Origin of the sequence: Agromyces sp. H17E-10 (genome assembly GCF_022919715.1) — a bacterium.
Classification (GTDB): Bacteria; Actinomycetota; Actinomycetes; order Actinomycetales; family Microbacteriaceae; genus Agromyces.
Window position 1 is genome coordinate 3,678,905 of the sequence record NZ_CP095042.1, and the last position, 19,525, is coordinate 3,698,429.

General features: G+C 73.0%; 18 protein-coding genes. 8 read left to right on the plus strand and 10 right to left on the minus strand.

What is annotated here, in order from left to right; translation table 11 throughout:
* Position 1 precedes the first annotated feature (1 nt).
* From MUN74_RS16630 to nirB, 6 genes are all read right to left on the minus strand, one after another.
* Positions 2-1,684 carry an FAD-dependent oxidoreductase gene (locus MUN74_RS16630; protein ID WP_244853726.1) on the minus strand — a complete coding sequence of 561 codons (1,683 nt, stop codon included), beginning with the start codon at positions 1,682-1,684 and terminating at the stop codon, positions 2-4.
* On the minus strand, positions 1,681-3,843 hold the full coding sequence (locus MUN74_RS16635) for a molybdopterin oxidoreductase family protein (RefSeq protein ID WP_244853728.1): 2,163 nt from the start codon (positions 3,841-3,843) through the stop codon (positions 1,681-1,683). Before MUN74_RS16635 ends, MUN74_RS16630 begins: the two co-directional genes overlap by 4 nt.
* A gap of 13 nt (positions 3,844-3,856) precedes the next feature.
* Positions 3,857-5,269, minus strand: a complete 1,413-nt coding sequence (locus MUN74_RS16640; RefSeq protein ID WP_244853729.1) for an MFS transporter — start codon at positions 5,267-5,269, stop codon at positions 3,857-3,859.
* A 135-nt stretch (positions 5,270-5,404) separates the two neighbouring features.
* Complete coding sequence (locus MUN74_RS16645) at positions 5,405-6,535, minus strand: uroporphyrinogen-III synthase (RefSeq protein ID WP_244853730.1); 1,131 nt, start codon at positions 6,533-6,535, stop codon at positions 5,405-5,407.
* The gene (cobA, locus tag MUN74_RS16650) at positions 6,532-7,305 is read right to left on the minus strand and encodes a uroporphyrinogen-III C-methyltransferase (RefSeq protein WP_244853732.1); all 774 of its coding nucleotides are present in this window, start codon (positions 7,303-7,305) and stop codon (positions 6,532-6,534) included. Before cobA ends, MUN74_RS16645 begins: the two co-directional genes overlap by 4 nt.
* Entirely contained in the window at positions 7,302-9,902 is a 2,601-nt protein-coding gene (gene nirB / locus MUN74_RS16655; RefSeq protein ID WP_244853734.1) for a nitrite reductase large subunit NirB, read from the minus strand. Before nirB ends, cobA begins: the two co-directional genes overlap by 4 nt.
* Before the next feature lie 200 nt (positions 9,903-10,102).
* Between nirB and nirD the strand changes: the two genes are divergently transcribed.
* Positions 10,103-10,453, plus strand: a complete 351-nt coding sequence (gene nirD / locus MUN74_RS16660) for a nitrite reductase small subunit NirD (protein WP_244853736.1) — start codon at positions 10,103-10,105, stop codon at positions 10,451-10,453.
* Between the two features lie 28 nt (positions 10,454-10,481).
* Here the strand turns inward: nirD and map are convergent, their stop codons facing one another.
* Positions 10,482-11,249 carry a type I methionyl aminopeptidase gene (gene map / locus MUN74_RS16665; RefSeq protein WP_244853737.1) on the minus strand — a complete coding sequence of 256 codons (768 nt, stop codon included), beginning with the start codon at positions 11,247-11,249 and terminating at the stop codon, positions 10,482-10,484.
* An 86-nt stretch (positions 11,250-11,335) separates the two neighbouring features.
* Between map and MUN74_RS16670 the strand changes: the two genes are divergently transcribed.
* The 5 genes from MUN74_RS16670 to MUN74_RS16690 all read left to right on the plus strand — a co-directional run bounded on the left by MUN74_RS16670 (position 11,336) and on the right by MUN74_RS16690 (position 14,248).
* Complete coding sequence (locus tag MUN74_RS16670; RefSeq protein ID WP_244853739.1) at positions 11,336-11,842, plus strand: hypothetical protein; 507 nt, start codon at positions 11,336-11,338, stop codon at positions 11,840-11,842.
* 216 nt (positions 11,843-12,058) lie between these two features.
* Positions 12,059-12,406 (plus strand): 50S ribosomal protein L19, encoded by a 348-nt coding sequence (gene rplS / locus MUN74_RS16675; protein WP_244853740.1) that lies wholly within the window; start codon positions 12,059-12,061, stop codon positions 12,404-12,406.
* 82 nt (positions 12,407-12,488) lie between these two features.
* Entirely contained in the window at positions 12,489-13,232 is a 744-nt protein-coding gene (lepB, locus tag MUN74_RS16680; protein WP_244853741.1) for a signal peptidase I, read from the plus strand.
* Complete coding sequence (locus tag MUN74_RS16685) at positions 13,232-13,918, plus strand: ribonuclease HII (protein ID WP_244853742.1); 687 nt, start codon at positions 13,232-13,234, stop codon at positions 13,916-13,918. The genes lepB and MUN74_RS16685 overlap by 1 nt, the downstream gene beginning before the upstream one ends.
* Before the next feature lie 6 nt (positions 13,919-13,924).
* Positions 13,925-14,248: a DUF2469 family protein gene (locus MUN74_RS16690; protein WP_022891843.1), complete on the plus strand. Its 324-nt coding sequence runs from the start codon at positions 13,925-13,927 to the stop codon at positions 14,246-14,248.
* A 44-nt stretch (positions 14,249-14,292) separates the two neighbouring features.
* On the opposite strand, the gene dprA is transcribed toward MUN74_RS16690, so the two are convergent.
* The 3 genes from dprA to MUN74_RS16705 are packed head-to-tail and all read right to left on the minus strand — an operon-like array spanning position 14,293 to position 17,449.
* Positions 14,293-15,561, minus strand: coding sequence for a DNA-processing protein DprA (gene dprA / locus MUN74_RS16695; protein WP_244853743.1), 1,269 nt, complete (start codon positions 15,559-15,561; stop codon positions 14,293-14,295).
* On the minus strand, positions 15,558-17,093 hold the full coding sequence (locus MUN74_RS16700) for a YifB family Mg chelatase-like AAA ATPase (RefSeq protein ID WP_244853744.1): 1,536 nt from the start codon (positions 17,091-17,093) through the stop codon (positions 15,558-15,560). The genes dprA and MUN74_RS16700 overlap by 4 nt, the downstream gene beginning before the upstream one ends.
* Positions 17,093-17,449 carry a YraN family protein gene (locus tag MUN74_RS16705; RefSeq protein WP_244853745.1) on the minus strand — a complete coding sequence of 119 codons (357 nt, stop codon included), beginning with the start codon at positions 17,447-17,449 and terminating at the stop codon, positions 17,093-17,095. Before MUN74_RS16705 ends, MUN74_RS16700 begins: the two co-directional genes overlap by 1 nt.
* Before the next feature lie 175 nt (positions 17,450-17,624).
* Here MUN74_RS16705 and MUN74_RS16710 point away from each other — a divergent pair, with 175 nt between their 5' ends.
* Together MUN74_RS16710 and MUN74_RS16715 are read left to right on the plus strand one after the other, a co-directional pair.
* Positions 17,625-18,527, plus strand: coding sequence for a phosphodiesterase (locus MUN74_RS16710; protein ID WP_244853746.1), 903 nt, complete (start codon positions 17,625-17,627; stop codon positions 18,525-18,527).
* Positions 18,524-19,483, plus strand: a complete 960-nt coding sequence (locus MUN74_RS16715) for a tyrosine recombinase XerC (protein ID WP_244853747.1) — start codon at positions 18,524-18,526, stop codon at positions 19,481-19,483. The genes MUN74_RS16710 and MUN74_RS16715 overlap by 4 nt, the downstream gene beginning before the upstream one ends.
* The last annotated feature ends 42 nt before the right edge of the window (positions 19,484-19,525 follow it).

The following is a 19,525-nucleotide window of genomic DNA, read 5'->3' on the forward strand; positions in this document are numbered from 1 at the left end:
GTCAGGCGGCCGCGCTCGCTGCGCCGTCGGCGGTCCGGGCGAGCAGCTCCTCGATCCGGCTCCGGCAGCCGCCGCAACCGGTGCCCGCGCGCGTCTCACGGCCGACGGCTTCGACCGTCGTCGCCCCGCACGCGGCGACCTCCTCGATCCGCCCGGCCGACACGCCGTTGCACCAGCACACGGTCGCGGTCGGCGAGAGCGACGCGGTGGCGGAGCCGGGGTCGTCGTCGGGCCCGTCCAGCCTGAGCAGGAGCGAACGATCGGCGGGCAGTTCGCCACCCCGGTCGTACAGGAGCGTGAGCTCGGCCGCCGTGCGGGGCATCCCGACCGCCGCGAACGCGGTGAGCACCCCGTCCTCGGTGACCATCTTGACGTAGCGGCCGTGCTCCGGATCCGCCCACTGGGCGACTCGGCGACGGGGAGTGGCGGGGTCGTCATCCCACGGATCGGCCGAGACGTCGCCGACCGCGACGACGTCGAGGTGCTCGGCCTTCAGCATGACGATGGCCTCGCGCTCGGGCGGGAGCACGGCGTCGTCGTGCGCGGCCGGCCGGATGGAGCCGGTCGCAGCAGCCGCGTCCGCTCGAGATGCACCCGTCGTGGCGGCCGCCGTGCTCGCGACCGCCGCCGCGCGTGCGTCGGCCGCGAAGCGGGCGGCGAGCCACTCGGCCTGGCGCCATCCCGGCCCGATGAGTCCCGACGGCGCTCCGACCACGGCGCCGTCCGTCGCCGACCCCGTTCGCTCGGCGATGTGGGCGCAGTCGCCGATCGCGTAGACCGCCGGGTCCGACCAGGTCTGCAGCCACGGATGCACGACGACGCCGACGGCAGTCCGGAGGCCGGCGAGGGTCGCGAGCTCCGTGCGCGGGGTGACGCCGCACGAGAGGACGAGCAGGTCGCCGCGCAGCTGCTTGCCGTCGGCCGTGACGAGACGGTCGAACCGGCGTGCATCGTCGGCGCCCCGGTAGCCGACCGCTTCGGCGCGGGAGTTGGCGACGACCGAGAGGCCGCTGCGCCTGGCTGCGGCGGCGAGCACGAGGCCGGCGCCGCGGTCGAGGTTGCGGGGCATCGGGTGCGGTCCGTGGTGCACGACGCAGACATCGGCGCCGGCGTGCGTGGCGGCCAGCGCGAGCTCGAGTCCGAGCACGCCCGCGCCGAGCACGACGATGCGCTCGCGTGCGCGCACCGAGGCGAGCACGCGCTCGGCGTCGTCGAGGTCGCGGAGCGTCGTGACGCCCGTCGGCAGCCGGTCGTCCCGGCCGACGAGCGATGCGGGCCGGCGTTCGAGCGATCGGAGGTCGCGGTGCGGGCGCTCCACGCCGTCGAGCGTCGGCACGTTGGCCCGGGCTCCCGTCGCGAGGACGAGCCGGTCGTACGGCACGGCTTCGCCGGTCGAGAGCCCGACCGTGCGCGCGGCTCGATCGATCGCCCGCGCGGTCGTGCCGAGCAGCATCCTCGCCCCGGCGTGCTCGGCGCCGGCACGGTCGCCGACGAGCATCGATTCGAGCGCGGTGCCCCCGACCGCGTACTCGGCGACGAGCACGCGGTTATAGGCCTCGACGTCCTCGCCGCCGACGACGGCGAGCTCGACGAGCCCGTCGGCCACGGCGGGCAGCAGCTCCTCGACGAAGCGTGCGCCGACCGGTCCGTAGCCGATGAGGACGATGCGCTCGGGTGCGTTCATGCTGCCGCTCCGGTTCCCGCGGCTCGCTCCGCCGCGGGCGCCTCGCCGCCCGCGGCGGTGACCCGCACGTGGTTCGTCTTGAGCTCGGGCATTCCCGACACGGGGTCGACGGCGTCCGAGGTCAGCAAGTTCGCCGACCGGTCGTCGCCGAAGTGGAAGGGGAGGAACACGCATTCGACCCGGATGTCGGTGGTCACCGCGACCCGGCACTCGATGCGCCCACGCGCGTTCTCGATCACCGCGGTCTCGCCGTCGGCGATGCCGAGCCGGAGCGCGGTGGCCGGATGCAGCGAGGCGACGAGCTCGGGCTGTGCGGCGACGAGCTCCGGCACGTGCCGGGTCTGCACCCCGCTCTGGTAGTGCTCGAGCAGTCGCCCGGTGAGGAGGGTGAGCTCGTCGGGCGCCGGCGCGGGGCGCGCACCGGTTCGCGGTGACACGGCGACGAGCCGGGCGAGCCCGTCGGGGTGTTCGAAGCGCTCGGCGAACAGGCGCGGGGTCGACGAGCCGCCGCGCGGGAACGGCCAGTACGCGGCCTCGCCGCGGTCGAGGGCCGCGTAGCCGATCCCCGAGTAGTCGGCGAGCCCGCCGGCTGAGGCGAGCCGGAGCTCCTCGAACACGAGCTCGGGGTCGGTGTCGAAGCGGGCCTCGCAGCCGAGGCGCCGGGCGAGCTCTGCGAGGACCCAGAGCTCGTCGCGGACCCCCGTGGGCGGATCGATCGCCCGTCGTCGCCGCAGCACCCGTCCCTCGAGCGAGGTCATCGTGCCCTCCTCCTCGGCCCACTGCAGCACGGGCAGCACCACGTCGGCCACCGCCGCGGTCTCCGAGGGCAGGAAGTCGCACACGACGAGCAGGTCGAGCGCGGCGAGCCGTTGGCGCGCCGCGGCGACGTTGGGCGAGGAGACCACGGGGTTCGATCCGTGCACGAGCAGGGCGCGCACGCCGCCCGGTCGGCCGAGCGAGCCCAGGAGCTCGACGGCCGGCACGCCCGGGCCGGGGAGCTCGTCGGGCTCGACGCCCCAGACGCGAGCGACGTGGGCGCGTGCGGCCGGGTCGGTGATCTTGCGGTAGCCCGGCAGCTGGTCGCATTTCTGGCCGTGCTCGCGCCCGCCCTGTCCGTTGCCCTGGCCGGTGAGCGTGCCGTAGCCGCTGCCCGGTCGGCCCGGCAGCCCGAGGAGCAGGGCGAGGTTGATCGCGGCGGTCGCCGTGTCGGTGCCGTCGACGTGCTGCTCGATGCCGCGCCCCGTGAGGATGAACGTGCGGCCGCCCGAGGCGAGCCTGCGCGCGAGGTCGCGCAGTGTCGTCGCGGGCACCCCGGTGATCGACTGCACGCGCGCGGGCCACCAGGGCGCGACGCTCCGTCGGACGGCGTCGAGGCCGATCGTGCGCCGCTCGAGGTACGCCGCGTCGGCGAGTCCCTCGGCGATGACGACGTGCGCGAGCCCGAGCAGGAGGACGAGGTCGGTGCCCGGGGCCGGTTGCAGGTGGATGCCGCGACCGTCGTCGGTCAGGCGAGCGGTCGCGGTCCGACGGGGGTCGACGACGACGAGCCCGCCCGCGGCCTGCGCACCCGCGAGGTGCCCGATGAACGGCGGCATGGTCGCGGCGACGTTCGTGCCGAGCAGCAGCACCGTGTCGGCCCCGTCGAGGTCGTCGATCGGGAACGGCAGCCCCCGATCGACGCCGAACGCCCGGTTGGCGGCGGCCGCGGCCGATGCCATGCAGTACCGCCCGTTGTAGTCGATACGGCTCGTGCCGAGGGCGAGCCGCGCGAACTTGCCGAGCGTGTACGCCTTCTCGTTCGTGAGCCCGCCGCCGCCGAACACGCCGACCGCGTCGGCGCCGTGCCGGTCGCGGATGCCGCGGAGCCGGGTCGCGACGAGGTCGAGCGCCTCGTCCCAGGTCGCGGCGTGCAGCTCGCCGTCGTCGCCGCGCACGAGCGGGGTGACCAGGCGCGAGGGGGAGCGGAGCAGTTCGGCCGAGGTCCAGCCCTTCTTGCAGAGTCCGCCGCGGTTCGTGGGGAACTCGCGCCCGGACACCGCCACCGGTGCGGCCGGCTCGGCGTTCCCGAACGGCGCCGCCGCCGAGGCATCCGGTTCGGTCAGGCTCATCGCGCACTGGAGCGCGCAGTACGGGCAGTGCGTGTCGGCGGAGCGCGGCATCCGGGCACCCTCCTCAGACCCGGTGCGACCGCAGCGGCCGCACGTAGACGAGCGCGGTGAGTACGAGGAGCGCCGCGTAGGCGACGACGAAGCCGAGGAACGCCGCCGTGTATGCGCCCGTCGCCTGCACCGAGACGTTCAGCGCCTGGGGGATGAGGAAGCCGCCGTACGCGCCGATCGCCGAGATCAGCCCGAGCGCGGCCGCCGCCTTCCGCTTGCGTGCCGCCTCGTCGCCCGAGCCGCGCAGGGCGAAGACGACGGGCACCATGCGGTACGTGGAGCCGTTGCCGACGCCGGCCGCCGCGAACAGCAGGAGGAACAGGCCGAGGAAGGCCCAGAAGCCCGCCGACGGCACCGAGACGACCACCGCGAGCGTGATCGCGCCCATCGCCGCGAACGCGCACATCGTGATGCGGGCACCGCCGAACCGGTCGGCCAGGCGGCCCCCGTACGGTCGCGCGAGGGAGCCGACGAGCGCGCCGAGGAACGCGAGGGAGACGGAGGCCCCGCCGACCGCGAACGTCGAGAATGCGGGGAACTGGTCGGCGATGAGCTTCGGGAATACGCTCGCGAAGCCGATGAACGAGCCGAACGTGCCGATGTAGAGCAGCGAGAGCAGCCAGAGGTGCGGCTCCTTGAGCGCGGCGGCGGAGCTCGCGAAGTCGGCCTTGGCGTTCGAGAGGTTGTCCATGCGGCGCCACGCGCCGATCATGGCCACGACGATGAGCGGCACCCAGATCCAGCCGGCGAGCGGCAGGTTGAGCGTCGCCCCGGCGCCGATCGTGACGACGACGGGCACGGCGAACTGCGCCACCGCGGCGCCGAGGTTGCCGCCCGCGGCGTTGAGGCCGAGCGCCCAACCCTTCTCGCGCTGCGGGTAGAAGTACGTGATGTTCGCCATCGAGCTCGCGAAATTGCCGCCGCCGAACCCCGCGAGCGCGGCAGCGGCGAGGAGGAGCCCGAAGGGGGTCGACGGGTTCGCGACGCACACCGCGAGGGCGATCGCCGGCAGCAGCAGGAGGCCGGCCGAGACGATCGTCCAGTTGCGGCCGCCGAAGCGGGGCACGAGGAACGAGTACGGGATGCGCAGGGTCGCGCCGACGAGGCTCGGAATCGAGATCAGCCAGAAGACCTCTCCCGTCGAGAGGTCGAACCCGGCGGCCGGAAGCGCGACCGCGACGATGCTCCAGAGCTGCCAGACGACGAACCCGAGGAACTCGGCGAAGATCGACCAGTGCAGGTTGCGACGGGCGATCGCGCGGCCGGCTGCGGCCCATTGCGACGCGTCCTCCGGGTCCCACCCGTCGATCCAGCGGCCCGGTCGCGTCGTGAGGGCGTCGCCGCCGGCGGCGGCGGGGCCCGGCGCTGGTGCGGGCGTTCGCGTGCCCGTGGCGGCGTCGGGATGGGTGCTCACGGTGTCGGTCATCGGGGCCTCCGTTGCGGTCGCGGTCGGGGTTCGTGACGTCGACGCTAGTGAGCGGGTGTTTCGGCCGGTCGCTGCGGTCGTGAACGCTGCGTCTCCACCTGCTCACCCGGCGGGACGCGGGGTGTGAGGGTGCGGTCAGACGTCGATCCGGTAGCCGCGCTTGACGACGGTCGTGATGAGGCCGGGCACGCCGATCGTGCGGCGCAGCCGGCTGAGGGCGACCTCGAGGGCGTGCGGGTCGGTCGTCCCGGGCAGGCCCGAGGCGAGGCGCTCGCGCGCCACGACGGCGCCGTGCGCGAGCACGAGCGCGCGCAGCAGCGCGAGTGCGACGGGCGCGAGCGGCACCCGCCGGTCGTGGATGTCGAGCACGGAGCCGCGCAGTTCGAGCGGTCCGTGGCGGGTGTCGAGGCGGATGACGCGCGACTGCTCGAGGTGCTCGCAGACGAGGCGGATCAGCGCGCCCATGCGGTAGCGCTCGGGCTGGATCGGGGTGATGCCCGCGTCCTGGAGCGGGGCGGCCGTGACCGGTCCGACGGCCGCGGCGACCACGGGGCCGCACATGGCGTCGACGAGCTCGTCGTACCGCCCGCGGGCCTCCGCGGCGCCGAACAGCGCATGCACCGCGGGTGCGCTCGTGAACGTGATGCAGTCGAGGCCGCCCGAGCAGGCCGCGTCGATCAAGCGGTCGACGCGGTCGTCGTCGGCGTCGGTCTCGACCCAGCGGTACGGCTCGACCGTGAGCACGCGCGCGTGCGCGGCATGGAGTCGTTCGAGCTGGAAGGGCTGGAGGAAGCCGTGCAGCTGCACGGCGACCGTGAGGCCGGCAGGGTAGCGGTCGAGCACCTCGTCGATGAGCGACTCGGTCGTCTCCTCGGCGCTCATGCCGACGTCGCCGAGGCCGGCGGCGCGGATCCCGCCTCGGGCCTTCGGCCCGCGCACGAGGATGTCGGTGGCCGAGAGCGCCTCGACGAGGTCCTCGCCGAGGCCGGCCGCATCGGCGACCTCGAACCAGCGGCGCACGCCGTACGCGGTCGTCGCGAGCAGCACGTCGGGGCGTGCGGCGATGATCGCGCGGGTGTCGTCGATCACGGGGTCGTCGGAGACGGCATTCGCCATCCGCAGGGTCGGGGCGTGCAGCACCTGGGCGCCGCGACGGGCGAGCGCGTCGATGAGGTCGCCGGCGCGCCGATCGCTCGTCACGCCGATCCTGAAGCCGGCGAGCTGGTCGGGCCGGAAGCCCGGCGGGCACTCCGCGGCATCCGTCATGCGACCACCGACCAGCGGGCCGCGCGGTCCATGAGCTCGGCCGCGCTCGCGTCGCCGTCGTGCGCGAGCCGCACGACCTCGCCCACGACGACGACCGCGGGCGAGGCGACCCGGGCACGAGCGGTCGTCGAGACGATGTCGCCCAGCGTGCCGAGCGTCGTCCGCTGCGCCGGGGTGCAGCCGCGCTCGACGACGGCGACGGGATGGCTCGCGGGCAGGCCGTGCCGCGCGAGGCCGGCCGCGAGCGACGGCAGCGTGCCGATGCCCATGAGCACGACGATCGTGCCGCCGAGCCCGGCGAGGTGGCGCAGCTCGTCGTCGCCGAGCGGTGCGTGGCCCGAGACGACGGTGAACGCGTGGCTGACGCCGCGGTGGGTGAGGGGGATGCCGGCCGCCGCGGGCACCGAGATCGCGCTCGTCACGCCCGGGACGACCTCGACGGGGATCCCGGCCGCGTGGCAGGCGAGCACCTCCTCGCCGCCGCGGCCGAGCACGTACGGGTCGCCGCCCTTCAGCCGGACGACCTGTGCACCGGATGCCGCGTGGCCGACGAGCATCGCCTCGATCTCGTGCTGCGGCACGGCGTGATGACCCGGTCGCTTGCCCACGTCGACGAGCCGCGCACGCGGGGCGAGCTCGGCGAGGTCGTCGTGCGGGGCGAGCCGGTCGTACAGCACGACGTCGGCGTCGGCGAGCGCCCTGGCCGCGCGGAGCGTCAGCAGGTCGACCGCGCCGGGGCCGCCGCCCACGATCGTCACCCGGCCGCTCATCGCACACCGTCCCGGACGGGGATGCTGGAACCCGCGATGAGCACTGCGCGGCCGTCGGCGCGCTCCTCGGGTGTCGCCGGCCGGAACTGCTCGCGTTCGGCGACCCGGGCGATCGACGGGTCGGGGGTGCCGGGCGCGTTCACGAACGAGCGGAAGCGGCGCAGCCGCTCGGGATCGGCGAGCGTCGCCGCCCACTCGTCCTCGTAGTGGTCGACGTGGGCGGCGACCGCGGCCTCGAGCTCGGCCGCGAGGCCGAGCGAATCCTCGACGACGACCTCGCGCACGTGGTCGACGCCGCCCTCGAGGTCCTCCATCCAGCGTGCCGTCCGCTGCAGCCGGTCGGCGGTGCGGATGTAGTACATGAGGTAGCGGTCGATGTAGCGGATCAGCGTCTCGTCGTCGAGGTCGCTCGCGAGCAGCTGCGCGTGCGCCGGCTGGAAGCCGCCGTTGCCGCCGACGTGGAGGTTCCAGCCGGCGTCGGTCGCGATCACGCCGACGTCCTTGCCCCGGGCCTCTGCGCACTCGCGGGCGCAGCCCGAGACGCCGAACTTCAGCTTGTGCGGCGAGCGCAGGCCGCGGTACCGCAGCTCGAGCCGCACGGCCATCGCGACCGAGTCCTGCACGCCGTACCGGCACCACGTCGACCCGACGCAGCTCTTGACGTTGCGCAGCGCCTTGCCGTAGGCCTGCCCCGACTCGAAGCCCGCGTCGACGAGACGGCGCCAGATGTCGGGCAGCTGGTCGAGCCGCGCCCCGAACAGGTCGATGCGCTGGCCCCCGGTGATCTTCGTGTACAGGCCGAACTCCATCGCCACCTGCGCGATCACCGCGAGCTTTTCGGGCGTCACCTCGCCGGCCGGGATGCGGGGGACCACGGAGTAGGTGCCGTCCTTCTGCATGTTCGCCATGGCCCGGTCGTTCGTGTCCTGGAGCCCGCCTCGACCGCCGTCGAGGATGTACGACCCGTGCTGGGTGGCGAGGATCGAAGCGACGACCGGCTTGCAGACGTCGCAGCCCCGGCCCGTGCCGAGTCGCGCGATGATCTCGTCGAACGAGGTCAGTTCCAGCACCCGGATCGACTCGAACAGCTCCTGCCGGCCCAGTTCGAAGTGCTCGCAGAGCGCGCGCGACGGGGTGACGCCCGCCTTCACGAGCTCCGACTCGAGGAGCTTCTTCACGAGCGGCACGCACGAGCCGCACTGCGTGCCGGCCCGGGTGCAGGTCTTGAGCTCGCCGAGCTCGGTGCATCCCGGCGCGTGCTCGTCGCCCGTGACGGCGGCCCGGATCGCGCCGGCCGTCACGTTGTTGCACGCGCAGACGAGGGCGCCGGCGGGCAGTTCGTCGCCCGCGGGCGGTTCGACGCCCGCGGCGGACAGGTAGGCCGCGGGTTCGCTCGACAGCTCGGTGCCGAGCAGGGGCCGGAGCGACGAGTAGGGGGCCGCGTCGCCGACGAACACTCCGCCGAGCAGGGTCTTCGCATCGCCCGTCATGACGAGCTTCTGGTAGAGCCCGCGTGCGGGGTCGGCGTAGACGATCTCGAGTGCGTGCTCGGTGCGCGCGAGCGCGTCGCCGAAGCTCGCGACGTCGACGCCGGAGAGCTTGAGCTTCGTCGCGTCGTCGACCGTCGTGAACTCCGCCGACCCGCCGAGCAGCCGGTCGGCGACGACCTCGGCCATCGCGTTGGCCGGGGCGACGAGCCCCGTGCAGCGGCCCTCGAAGCTCGCGACTTCGCCGATGGCCCAGACGTTCGGCGCGGATGCCGCGCACGAGGTGTCGATCGCGACGCCGCCTCGCGGCCCGAGGTCGAGGCCCAGGTCGCGCGCGAGCTCGTCGCGAGGCGTGATGCCGATCGCGAACACGATGACGTCGCAGTCGATGCGCCGGCCGTTCGAGAGCTCCACGCCGACCACGGCCCCGCCCTCGACGACGACGGCCGAGGGCCGCGTGCCGAGGTGCAGGCCGATGCCCTGGCCGGCGATGATCCGGCCGAGGGCTCGCCCGGCGCCCTCGTCGAGCTGGGCCGACATGAGCCAGCCGCCCGAGTGCACGATCGCGGCGTGCGCGCCGAGTGCGGCGAGTCCGCCCGCCGCCTCGAGGCCGAGCAGGCCGCCGCCGGCGACGACGACCCGTGCGGGACGCCCGAGCCGGCCGGCGATCGCGCCGGTCTCGGCGACGAGCGCGTCGACGTCGTCGACCGTGCGATAGACCCGGGCGTGCTCCGCCCCCGGGATGTCCGGCACGGGTGCGCTCGAGCCGGTCGCGAGCACGAGCTCGTCCCAGTGGAGCGCCAGGCCGTTCGCCGTCGTCGCCGTTCGGGTCGCGGCGTCGATCGCGGCGACCCGGTCGCCGACGACCAGTTCGACGTGGCCGTCATCCCACATGCCGCTCGGTTCGAGCGTGAGATCGGTCGCGGCATCCGCGAGCCGGGTGCTGAGCGCGACGCGGTCGTAGGGGGCGTGCCGCTCCTCGCCGACGACGGTGATGCGCAGCGTCCGGTCGTCGTCGCGCGCATGCAGGCTGTCGGCGAGGCGGTGCGCCGCCGGTCCGCCGCCGACGATGACGACGTCGCGCACCGCGGTGCGGCTGGTCTCGGTCATGCTGCCTCCCGGGCTCGAATGAGGCGAGCGTAGGTGCGTGCCGTTTCGCGCCTGTTACGACGGGGTAACCGCGGTGCACCGGTGCCGCACACGAGTGCGGGCCGAGTGTGAGCCGGGCTTCACGATCGCGAAACACGGGAGGCGGGGCGTCGAAACAGGCGATCGCTAGCGTCGTTCGCACCACGACGGGAGGAGCCGCCATGACGACGACGATCGAAACGCGCACCGCCTGGCTGCAGGCCTGCGACCTCGACGACCTCGAGCCGGGCTGGGGCGAGGTCGCCCTGCACGGGCCGCATCAGATCGCGCTCGTGCGCGTCGACGAGCGGGAGGTCTACGCGGTCGACCACCACGATCCGCATACCGGTGCGCCCGTGATGGCGCGCGGCATCGTCGGGTCGCGGGGTGAGCGCCCCACCATCGCCTCGCCGTTGCACAAGGAGGTCTACGACCTCGGCACGGGGGAGTGCTTCACCGACGGGTCGCTCGCGCTGCGCACCTACCGCACGCGCATCGTCGGCGGCATGATCGAGGTCGAGCTCGCCGACTGACGTCGATGCGCGATCCGGCCGTGCGGGCTCAGCCTCGCTGGGTGAGCACGATGGGGTCGCCGTCGGTCACGGCGATCGTGTGCTCCGAGTGCGCGCCGCGCGAGCCGTCGGCGCTGCGCAGCGTCCAGCCGTCGGGGTCGGTGAAGATCTCGTCGGTGGTCTCGAGCCACCACGGCTCGATCGCGATGACGAGGCCCGGCTTCAGGGGAAGACCGCGCCCCGGGCGGCCGCTGTTGGGCACATGCGGGTCGCCGTGCATCGTGCGCCCGACGCCGTGTCCGCCGAAGTCGGTGTTGACGCGGTAGCCCGAGGCCTTCGCGACGTCGCCGATCGCTCGCGAGATGTCGCCGATGCGGTTGCCCGGGCGAGCCGCGGCGATGCCGGCGGCGAGGGCGCGCTCGGTCGTCTCGATGAGGCGCAGGTCCTCCTCGCGCGGAGTGCCGACGACGATCGATCGCGCGGAGTCGGCGACCCAGCCGTTCACGGAGGCGGCGAAGTCGACGCTCAGCAGGTCGCCGTCGCGCAGCTTGTAGTCGCGGGGCAGGCCGTGCAGCACCGCATCGTTCACCGACGTGCAGATGACCTTGCCGAAGGGGCTGGCGCCGAACGACGGGTGGTAGTCGATGTAGCAGCTCTCGGCGCCGGCATTGCGGATCATCTCGTGCGCGAGCGCGTCGAGTTCGAGCAGGTTGACGCCGACGGCTGCGGCCTTCGACGTCGCCTCGATGACGCTCGCGACGAAGCGGCCGGCGGGCCGCATCTCCTCGATCTCGGCGGGGGTCCTCAGTTCGATCACGCTCATCCTCTCCGAGTCCATTCTGGCGGCTCCGCCCTGAGTGAACACCCGGCGCGCTCGCAGCCCGCCGGGATTAGCCTTGGCACATGCTCATCCGGCGCCTCTTCTACCGCTGGCAGTTCATCGCGATCATCGCGCTGCCGGTGTGGCTGCTCGTGGGCTGGGCGATCTTCGGCTCGGGCGGTTGGGGCACCCTGGGGCTCGTCATCGTCGTGCCGATCGCGTTCCTCACGCTCGGGGTCGTCGCGCTGCTCGTGAACGCGAGGCCGACCGTGCGCAGCGAACGCGCCGCCTCCTGGACCGACGTGGCGGTGCTCGGCCTCTGGCACGCGGCGATCATCGGCACCGGCTTCTACACCGGCTCGGCCCTGTTCGGCCTGCTCGCGGTCGTCGGAGCCGTCGCCGCGTTCTGGGTCGTGCTGTGGCAGCTCGTCCGAGACGGTGCGCGGCGCATGAACGCGTCGATGGCCGAGTTCGAGCGCGTCGCCGCCCAGCAGCAGGCCGGTTCGCCGACGGGGGATGCCGCGGGGCGTCGTCCTCCGTTCGACGACGGCGACGGCGACGTGATCATCGTCCACGAGGTGCGCGACTGAGCCGACGGACGTCGGCGCCGAGGCATCCCCCTCGCCGCTTTGGCTGTCGGGCCGTCGGCATGGCACAATAGAGGATTGTGCCGCTGCAGGAGTGATCCTGCCGACGACTCTGCCTCCGGGGAGCATGCGACGCACGGTCACCGTGCGAGGCGGCACCAGACACTTTCCCATCAAGATCCGCGTTCGACCGGTGGCGGGCGCAGAGAGCGAATCATCATGCACATCCTCGACCATGTCGACGCGGCGAGTCTGCGGTCGGACATCCCCGACTTCCGCGCGGGCGACACCGTCAAGGTGCACGTCAACATCATCGAAGGCACGCGCTCGCGTATCCAGGTCTTCCAGGGCGTCGTCATCGGCCGCTCGGGCGAAGGCGTCCGCGAGACCTTCACGGTCCGCAAGGTCAGCTTCCAGGTCGGCGTCGAGCGCAAGTTCCCGGTGCACTCGCCGGTCATCGACCACATCGAGGTCGTGACCCGCGGCGACGTGCGTCGCGCGAAGCTCTACTACCTGCGCAAGCTGCGCGGCAAGAAGGCGAAGATCAAGGAGAAGCGCGACGCCTGATCCGGCGCGCGCGAATCGCGGTTCGCCGCGAACTCCGAACCGAGCTCCCCACCATAGACTGGTGGGGAGCTCGGGCGGTTAAATGACAGAAGACACCACCACGCGTGAAGACCACGCGGGTACGGCGACGAAACGCCGGCAACGCGGCATCCTCCTCTTCCTGAGAGATCTGCTCGTCATCTTCGTGGTGGCGGTGCTGGTGTCGTTCCTCATCAAGACGTTCCTCATCCGATCGTTCTTCATCCCGTCGCAGTCGATGGAGGAGACGCTCGTGAAGGACGACCGCATCATCGTCAACCAGCTCGAACCCGAGCTCATGCCGATCTCCCGCGGTGACGTCGTCGTCTTCAAGGATCCGGGCGGTTGGCTTCCGGCCCGACCCGAGGTGCAGCAGCCGCCGCTCGTCGCGGCCGTCGACTGGTTCCTCGCGTTCGTGGGCCTCAGCGCACCCGATTCGAACGACCACCTCGTGAAGCGCGTCATCGGCCTGCCGGGCGACCACGTCACGTGCTGCAACGCCCTCGGGCAGATGAGCGTCAACGGCGTGCCGCTCGACGAGCCGTACATCTTCCTGCCGCCGGGCGAGTCGAAGGCCTCGCAGGTCGACTTCGACGAGGTCGTTCCCGACGACTCGCTCTGGGTCATGGGCGACAACCGCAACAACTCCAAGGACTCCCGCTACAACGCCGACACGCCGACGAAGGGCTTCGTGCCGATCGAGAACGTCGTCGGGCGGGCGTTCGTCGTCAGCTGGCCGGTCTCGCACTGGGCCTGGCTCGACAACTACCCGCAGGTCTTCGAGGGCGTCGACGAAGGCACCGGCTGATGCCCAAGCAGGCGATCCCGAACCTCAAGCTCGAGCGAGAGCTCTTCGACGAGGGAGCTCCCTTCGTGCTCGCGTGCGACGAGGTCGGTCGCGGCGCCCTGGCCGGTCCTGTGACCGTCGGACTCGTCGTCATCGACCCGACCGTGCGCCGCATGCCGACGGGCCTGCGCGACTCGAAGCTCATGACCGAGCCGCGTCGCGAGGCCATGGCGCCGCGCGCGACCGCATGGGTCGCGGCCGCCGCGGTGGGGGAGGCGTCGGCGAACGAGATCGACGAGCTCGGCATCATGGCGTGCCTCGGTCTCGCCGGCGCTCGGGCGCTCGCGTCGCTGCCGCCCGAGCTCGCCGTCGCGGTGCGTGGTGCGCCGCTCATCCTCGACGGCAACCACGACTGGCTGAGTGCCTCGATCGAGTATCGTGCGCGCGTGCGCACCCGCATCAAGGCCGACCGCGACTGCGCGTCGGTCGCCGCGGCATCGGTCATCGCGAAGGTGCATCGCGACGGTGGGATGCGACAGGCGCACGTCTCGACCCCCTTGTACTCGTGGGACGAGAACAAGGGCTACTCGAGCCGCGCGCACTTCGCCGCCCTCGAGGAGCACGGGCCGAGCGACCTGCACCGGCTCACCTGGCTGCACGAGCGCGAGCCCGAGGCGCCGGCGCTGTTCGAGCTCGGCGTAGGATGAATCGCGATGGATGAAGACGAGTTCGAAGACTACGACCGCGAGGTCGAGCTGGCCCTGTACCGCGAGTACCGCGACATCGTCTCGCAGTTCAAGTACGTGGTCGAGACCGAGCGACGGTTCTACCTCGCGAACGAGGTCGAGCTCGTGCGCCGCGACACCGAGCACGACTTCTACTTCGAGCTCACCATGAAAGACGTGTGGGTCTGGGACGTCTACCGTGCCGACCGCTTCGTGAAGAGCGTTCGCGTGCTGACGTTCAAGGACGTCAACGTCGAAGAGCTCGCGACCCGCGAGTTCGAGCTGCCGAAGGAGCTCGCGCTCGACGAGTGAGCGCCGACCGACGCGCGCGCGCCGGTGTACCGTCCGTCCGACCGTCATCGGCGGACGACCCGTCGGGTCCAGAGACCGCCGACGTCGCGTCGCGCCAGCCCTTCGGCCTCGAGCCCGGGCAGCACGGCCATCACGTGACCGGGTGACATCCCGCTCAGCCGGGCGATGTCGTCGACGCTTCGGGCGGAACGCGTGCTGAGCGCGTCGAGCACCCGAACGCCGTCGGGGCCGGGCTCGGCAGCGGGACGGGTCGGGCCGGCGTCGCCGGCCGTGCCCGTGCCCGCCACGGCGCGTGCGTCGATGCTCGTGCCGATGCGCGAGGCGAGCTCGGCCATCTGTGCGGCATCGACGACGCAGGTCGCGTCGCGTTCGCGGAACAGGCGATGGCAGCCCGCCGATGCCGGACTCGTGACCGGGCCGGGCACCGCGCCCAGCGGCCGGCCCAGGTCGGTCGCGTGCGACGCCGTGTTGAGCGATCCCGACCGCAGTCCGGCCTCGAGCACGACGGTCGCGTCGCCCGTCGCCGCGATCAGCCGGTTGCGCTGGAGGAATCGCCACTTGGAGGGCGATGTGCCGCAGGCGACCTCGGAGTAGACGGCACCGGTCTCGGCGATGCGGGAGAGCAGGGTCTCGTGCCCGCTGGGGTAGTAGCGGTCGATGCCACCGGCGAGGAACGCGATCGTCGTGCCGTCGCTCGCGAGCGCGGCACGGTGCGCCGTGCCGTCGATGCCATACGCGCCGCCGGAGATGATCGCGAACCCGCGATCCACGAGGCCGGCCGACGCCTCTGCGGTGACATGCTGCCCGTACCCCGTCGCCGCACGTGCGCCGACGAGCGAGATGGCCGCCTCGGCCTCGGCGAGGGCACCCGGGCGGCCGCGCACCCACAGCCCGAGCGGTGCTGCCGCTCCGAGGTCGTCGAGACGCCACGGCCATTCGGCGTCGCCCGGCACCACGAGCCGCGCGCCGACGCGAGCCGCCTGCACGAGGGAGCGGGCGAACTCCCCGTCATCGAGGCGGGGCTGCCACCGCTTGAACGCCTGCACGGCCTGTTGGATGCTGGTCGCGTCGCCGTCGCGACCCAGCGCGCTCGCGAGGTCCGAAGGGCCGGCACCGTCGACGATGAGGTCGACGGTCGCTCGGGCGCCCACCGCTGCGACGGCTCGGCCGAGCACGACGTCTCCCGGCTCCGAGAGGAACCCGAGGAGGGCGCGGGCCTCGGCCTCCGCCCGTCGCTCGTCACCGTCGCGCGTGCTGCCGCGGATCGCGTCGAACGTCGTCGCATCGAGCGCTCGGATTCCAGTGGTGTTCATGCTTCGGCTCCGGTCTTGAAGAAGCTCGCGCGGCCGACGTGCTCCGCGCCCGGACGCGCTGCGCCCGTGAGGTCGGCGAGGGACCACGCGACCTTGAGGATGCGGTCGTACCCGCGCATCGTGATCGCGCCGAGCTCGAGCATCCGGTCGATGCCCTTCGTCGCGTGACCACCGGGGTGCAGACGACCCGCTCCACGGAGCCAGGGGCCCGGAACCTGCGCGTTCGTGCGCCACGGTGTGCCGCGCAGCCGATCGGCTGCCGCGTGCCGCGCCTCGGTGACGCGCCGTCGCGCCTCGGCGGTCGAGATCGTCGACCCGTCGCCGCCCATGCGCATCGCCGCCACCGAGATGCGCGGCACCCGCAACTGCAGGTCGATGCGGTCGAGGAGCGGACCCGACAGACGCGCGAGGTACCGGCGCTGCACGATCGGCGCGCAGGTGCACTCGCTCGTGCCCGCGTTGCCGCACGGGCACGGGTTGGAGGCGAGCACGAGCTGGAAGCGCGCCGGGAAGGTCGCGACGGCGTTCGCACGATGGATGGAGATCATGCCCGACTCGATCGGCTGGCGGAGCACGTCGAGCACCGCACGGGGAAACTCGGGCGCCTCGTCGAGGAAGAGCACGCCGTGCGTCGCTCGGGCGGCCGCGCCGGGGCGGATCAACCGACTGCCGCCGCCCACGATCGCCGCGGCGGTCGCCGTGTGATGCGGAGCCTCGAACGGCGGCCTGAACGAGAGCGAGCCGTTCGGCCTGAGCCCGGCGAGCGAGCGGATCGAGGCGACCTCGAGCGCCTCGTCGGCGTCGAGGTCGGGCAGCAGCCCCGGTAGTCGGGCGGCGAGCATCGTCTTGCCCGCGCCGGGCGGCCCGAGGAGCGACAGATGGTGCCCGCCCGCCGCAGCGACGAGCATCGCGTCGACGGCGTCGGTGTTGCCGGCGACGTCGGCGAGATCGCCGGGCGGCTCGACCGCGAACTCTTCGACGGGCGGGGCGAGCACCGGTTCGGCCTCGCAGGGCGGGTAGGCGGCGCCGTGCCAGATCGCCGCCTCGAGGAGCGAGGCCACGCCGACGACCCGCACCCCGGGAACGAGAGCGGCCTCCGCGGCGTTGGCGGTCGGCACCATGACGAGGTCGTGACCGGCCCGGGCCGCTGCGCGGACGGCGGGCAGGATGCCGTCGATCGGGCGGAGACGCCCGTCGAGCCCGAGCTCGCCGAGGTGCACGACGCGGTCGATCGATGCGGCGGGCACCTCGCCGGCCGCGCCGAGGCACGCGAGGGCGATCGCCAGGTCGAACCCCGACCCGTGCTTCGGGAGTGCTGCAGGGGAGAGGTTCACCGTGAGCCGGCGAGTCGGCAACGGGCAGCCGGCGTTGCTGGCGGCCGAGCGCACCCGGTCGCGGGCCTCGCCGAGTGCGGCGTCGGGCAGTCCGATGATGACCACGGCGGGCAGCTGGGACGACAGGTCGGCCTCGACCTCGACGATGGAACCCGTGAGTCCGAGCAGGGCGACCGAGCGGGTACGTGCGACCGCCATCAGCTCACCCCTTCCAGGTGCTCGATCGTGACCGGCCCCGAGCGGGGCAGGATGACCGAGACGGCGTCGACGCGGATGAGTTCGGCGTGTACGCCCGATTCCTCGCACCACGCGGCGGCGAGCCGGCGCAGCCGGGCGAGCTTGCGCAGTGTGATCGATTCGAACGGATGGCCGTAGCCGTCGCCGGAGCGGGTCTTCACCTCGACGAACACGAGCGTCGTGCCTGTCGTCGCGATCAGGTCGAGCTCGCCGTGCCGGCACCGCCAGTTGCGGTCGACGACGGTCATGCCCGCGGCCTCGAGATGCAAGGCGGCGAGATGCTCGCCGCGTCGGCCCAGCTCCGTGTTGTGGCTCATCGTCATCACCTCCGCACCCAGCGTCGACGCTGCCGAGCGGGTGAACCGGGCCCCTGCGGTCTTCGGTGGACGGATCCCGCGACGCCCCGGCTGTGGAGGACGGGTCGCTCGGCACGCCCGGCCGCGTCGGCGGTGGTGTCCCAGGCCCCGTCTAGGCTTTCGTCGAGGAGGTCCCGTGTACCCACGACTGGGCCGGTACCCGGCCGCACAGACCGTCATCGCGCACGTGAGCGACACCCACCTGCTCGCGGGGGGTGCGCCGCTCGGCGGGGTCGCCGACACGGTGGGCGCACTCGACCAGGCCGCTGCGCAGCTGCGCCGGCTCGGCTCGGGCCTCGACGCGATCGTCGTGACGGGCGACGTCGCCGATCTCGGCGAGCCCGACGCGTACGTCCGGGCGAAGTCGGCACTCGAACCGGTCGCGGCCGAGACGGGTGCACGCCTCGTCTGGGTCATGGGCAATCACGACGAACGGGCCGCCTTCCGCGCCGAACTGCTCGGCGAACCGGCGACCGACGACCCGGTGCACCAGGTGGTCGACGTCGACGGGCTCCGCATCGTCGCGCTCGACTCGAGCGTGCCCGGCTATCATCACGGCGAGCTGGATGCCGCTTCGCTCGCGTGGCTCGACGGCGTGCTGTCGACGCCGGCGCCGCGCGGCACGGTGCTCGCCCTCCACCATGCGCCGATTCCGACGCCGCTCGCGCTCATGGACCTGCTCGAGCTCCGGGGGCAGGCCGAGCTCGCCGAGGTGGTCGGCGGTCGCGACGTGCGGCTCATCCTCGGCGGCCACCTGCACTACTCGACGCAGGGCAGCTTCGCGGGCATCCCCGTCGCCGTCGCGGGAGCGACGGCGTACACGATGGACCTGTCGGCCCCGCCGCGCGAGCTCGTCGGCGTCGACGGCGGCCGCTCGTTCTCGCTCGTCCACGTCTACGACGACTCGATCACCAGTTCGGTCGTGCCGCTCCCGTCCGCAGCCGTCGTGACGCGGTTCGACGAGGCGTTCCTCGCCGAGATCGAGTCCCTCGGGGCCGAGGGTCGCATCGACCGCTTCTCGCGCAAGCCGTCGTCATGAGGCTCGACGCGGCGATCGACGACTACCTCGGTCACGTCAGGGCCGAGCGGGGCTACTCCGAGCACACGGTCGCCGCCTACCGCTCCGATCTCGTGGATCTGGCGGGGTTCGCCGAGTCTCACGGCGCCGTCGAGGCGGGCGATCTCGACCTCGCACTGCTGCGGGATTGGCTCTGGGCGGCGACCGAGCGCGGCCTCGCGCGATCGAGCATCGCGAGGCGGGCGGCATCTGCACGAGGCCTGACCGCCTGGCTCGCGCGTCGGGGCGAGCTCCCCGCCGATCCCGGTGTTCGCCTGCGCGCTCCCCGTGCCCAGCGGGCACTGCCGCGGGTGGTCGCCGCGCCGGCGCTGGGCGACGCGCTCGCCGCCCTCGAGACGCGCGCCGTCGAGACCGGCGACCCGATCGCCGCCCGCGACAGCGCGATCGCCGAACTGCTGTACGCGTCGGCCCTGCGCGTCTCGGAGCTCGTCGGCATCGATCGCGACCGGCTCGATCGGCGGCGTCGTACGGTGCGGGTGCTCGGCAAGGGGTCGAAGGAGCGGGTCGTCCCCTACGGTGCCCCTGCCGCGCGGGCCCTCGACCGCTACCTCGATGTCGCGCGCGCCGAGATCCTCGCCGCCGCCGACGAGCGTCGCGCGGCCGCGCGAGCGGGTGCGCCGGGGTCGGCCGGCGCATCGACCGAGGCCGTGTTCGTCGGCGTCCGCGGCGGCCGGATGGGCACTCGAAGCGTCTACCGGCTCGTCGCGGGACTCCTCGCGGAGATCCCGGGCACGGGTCCGAGCGGCCCGCATGCCTTCCGGCACACGGCCGCGACCCATCTCCTCGACGGGGGAGCCGACCTTCGCGCGGTGCAGGAGTTCCTCGGCCACGCGAGCCTCGGCACCACGCAGATCTACACGCACGTCTCGGCCGAACGCCTGAAGGAGAGCTACCGCACCGCGCACCCGCGAGCGTGAGGCACCCGTTCACGACCACTCACGCGAGTTTGCGCACCCGCG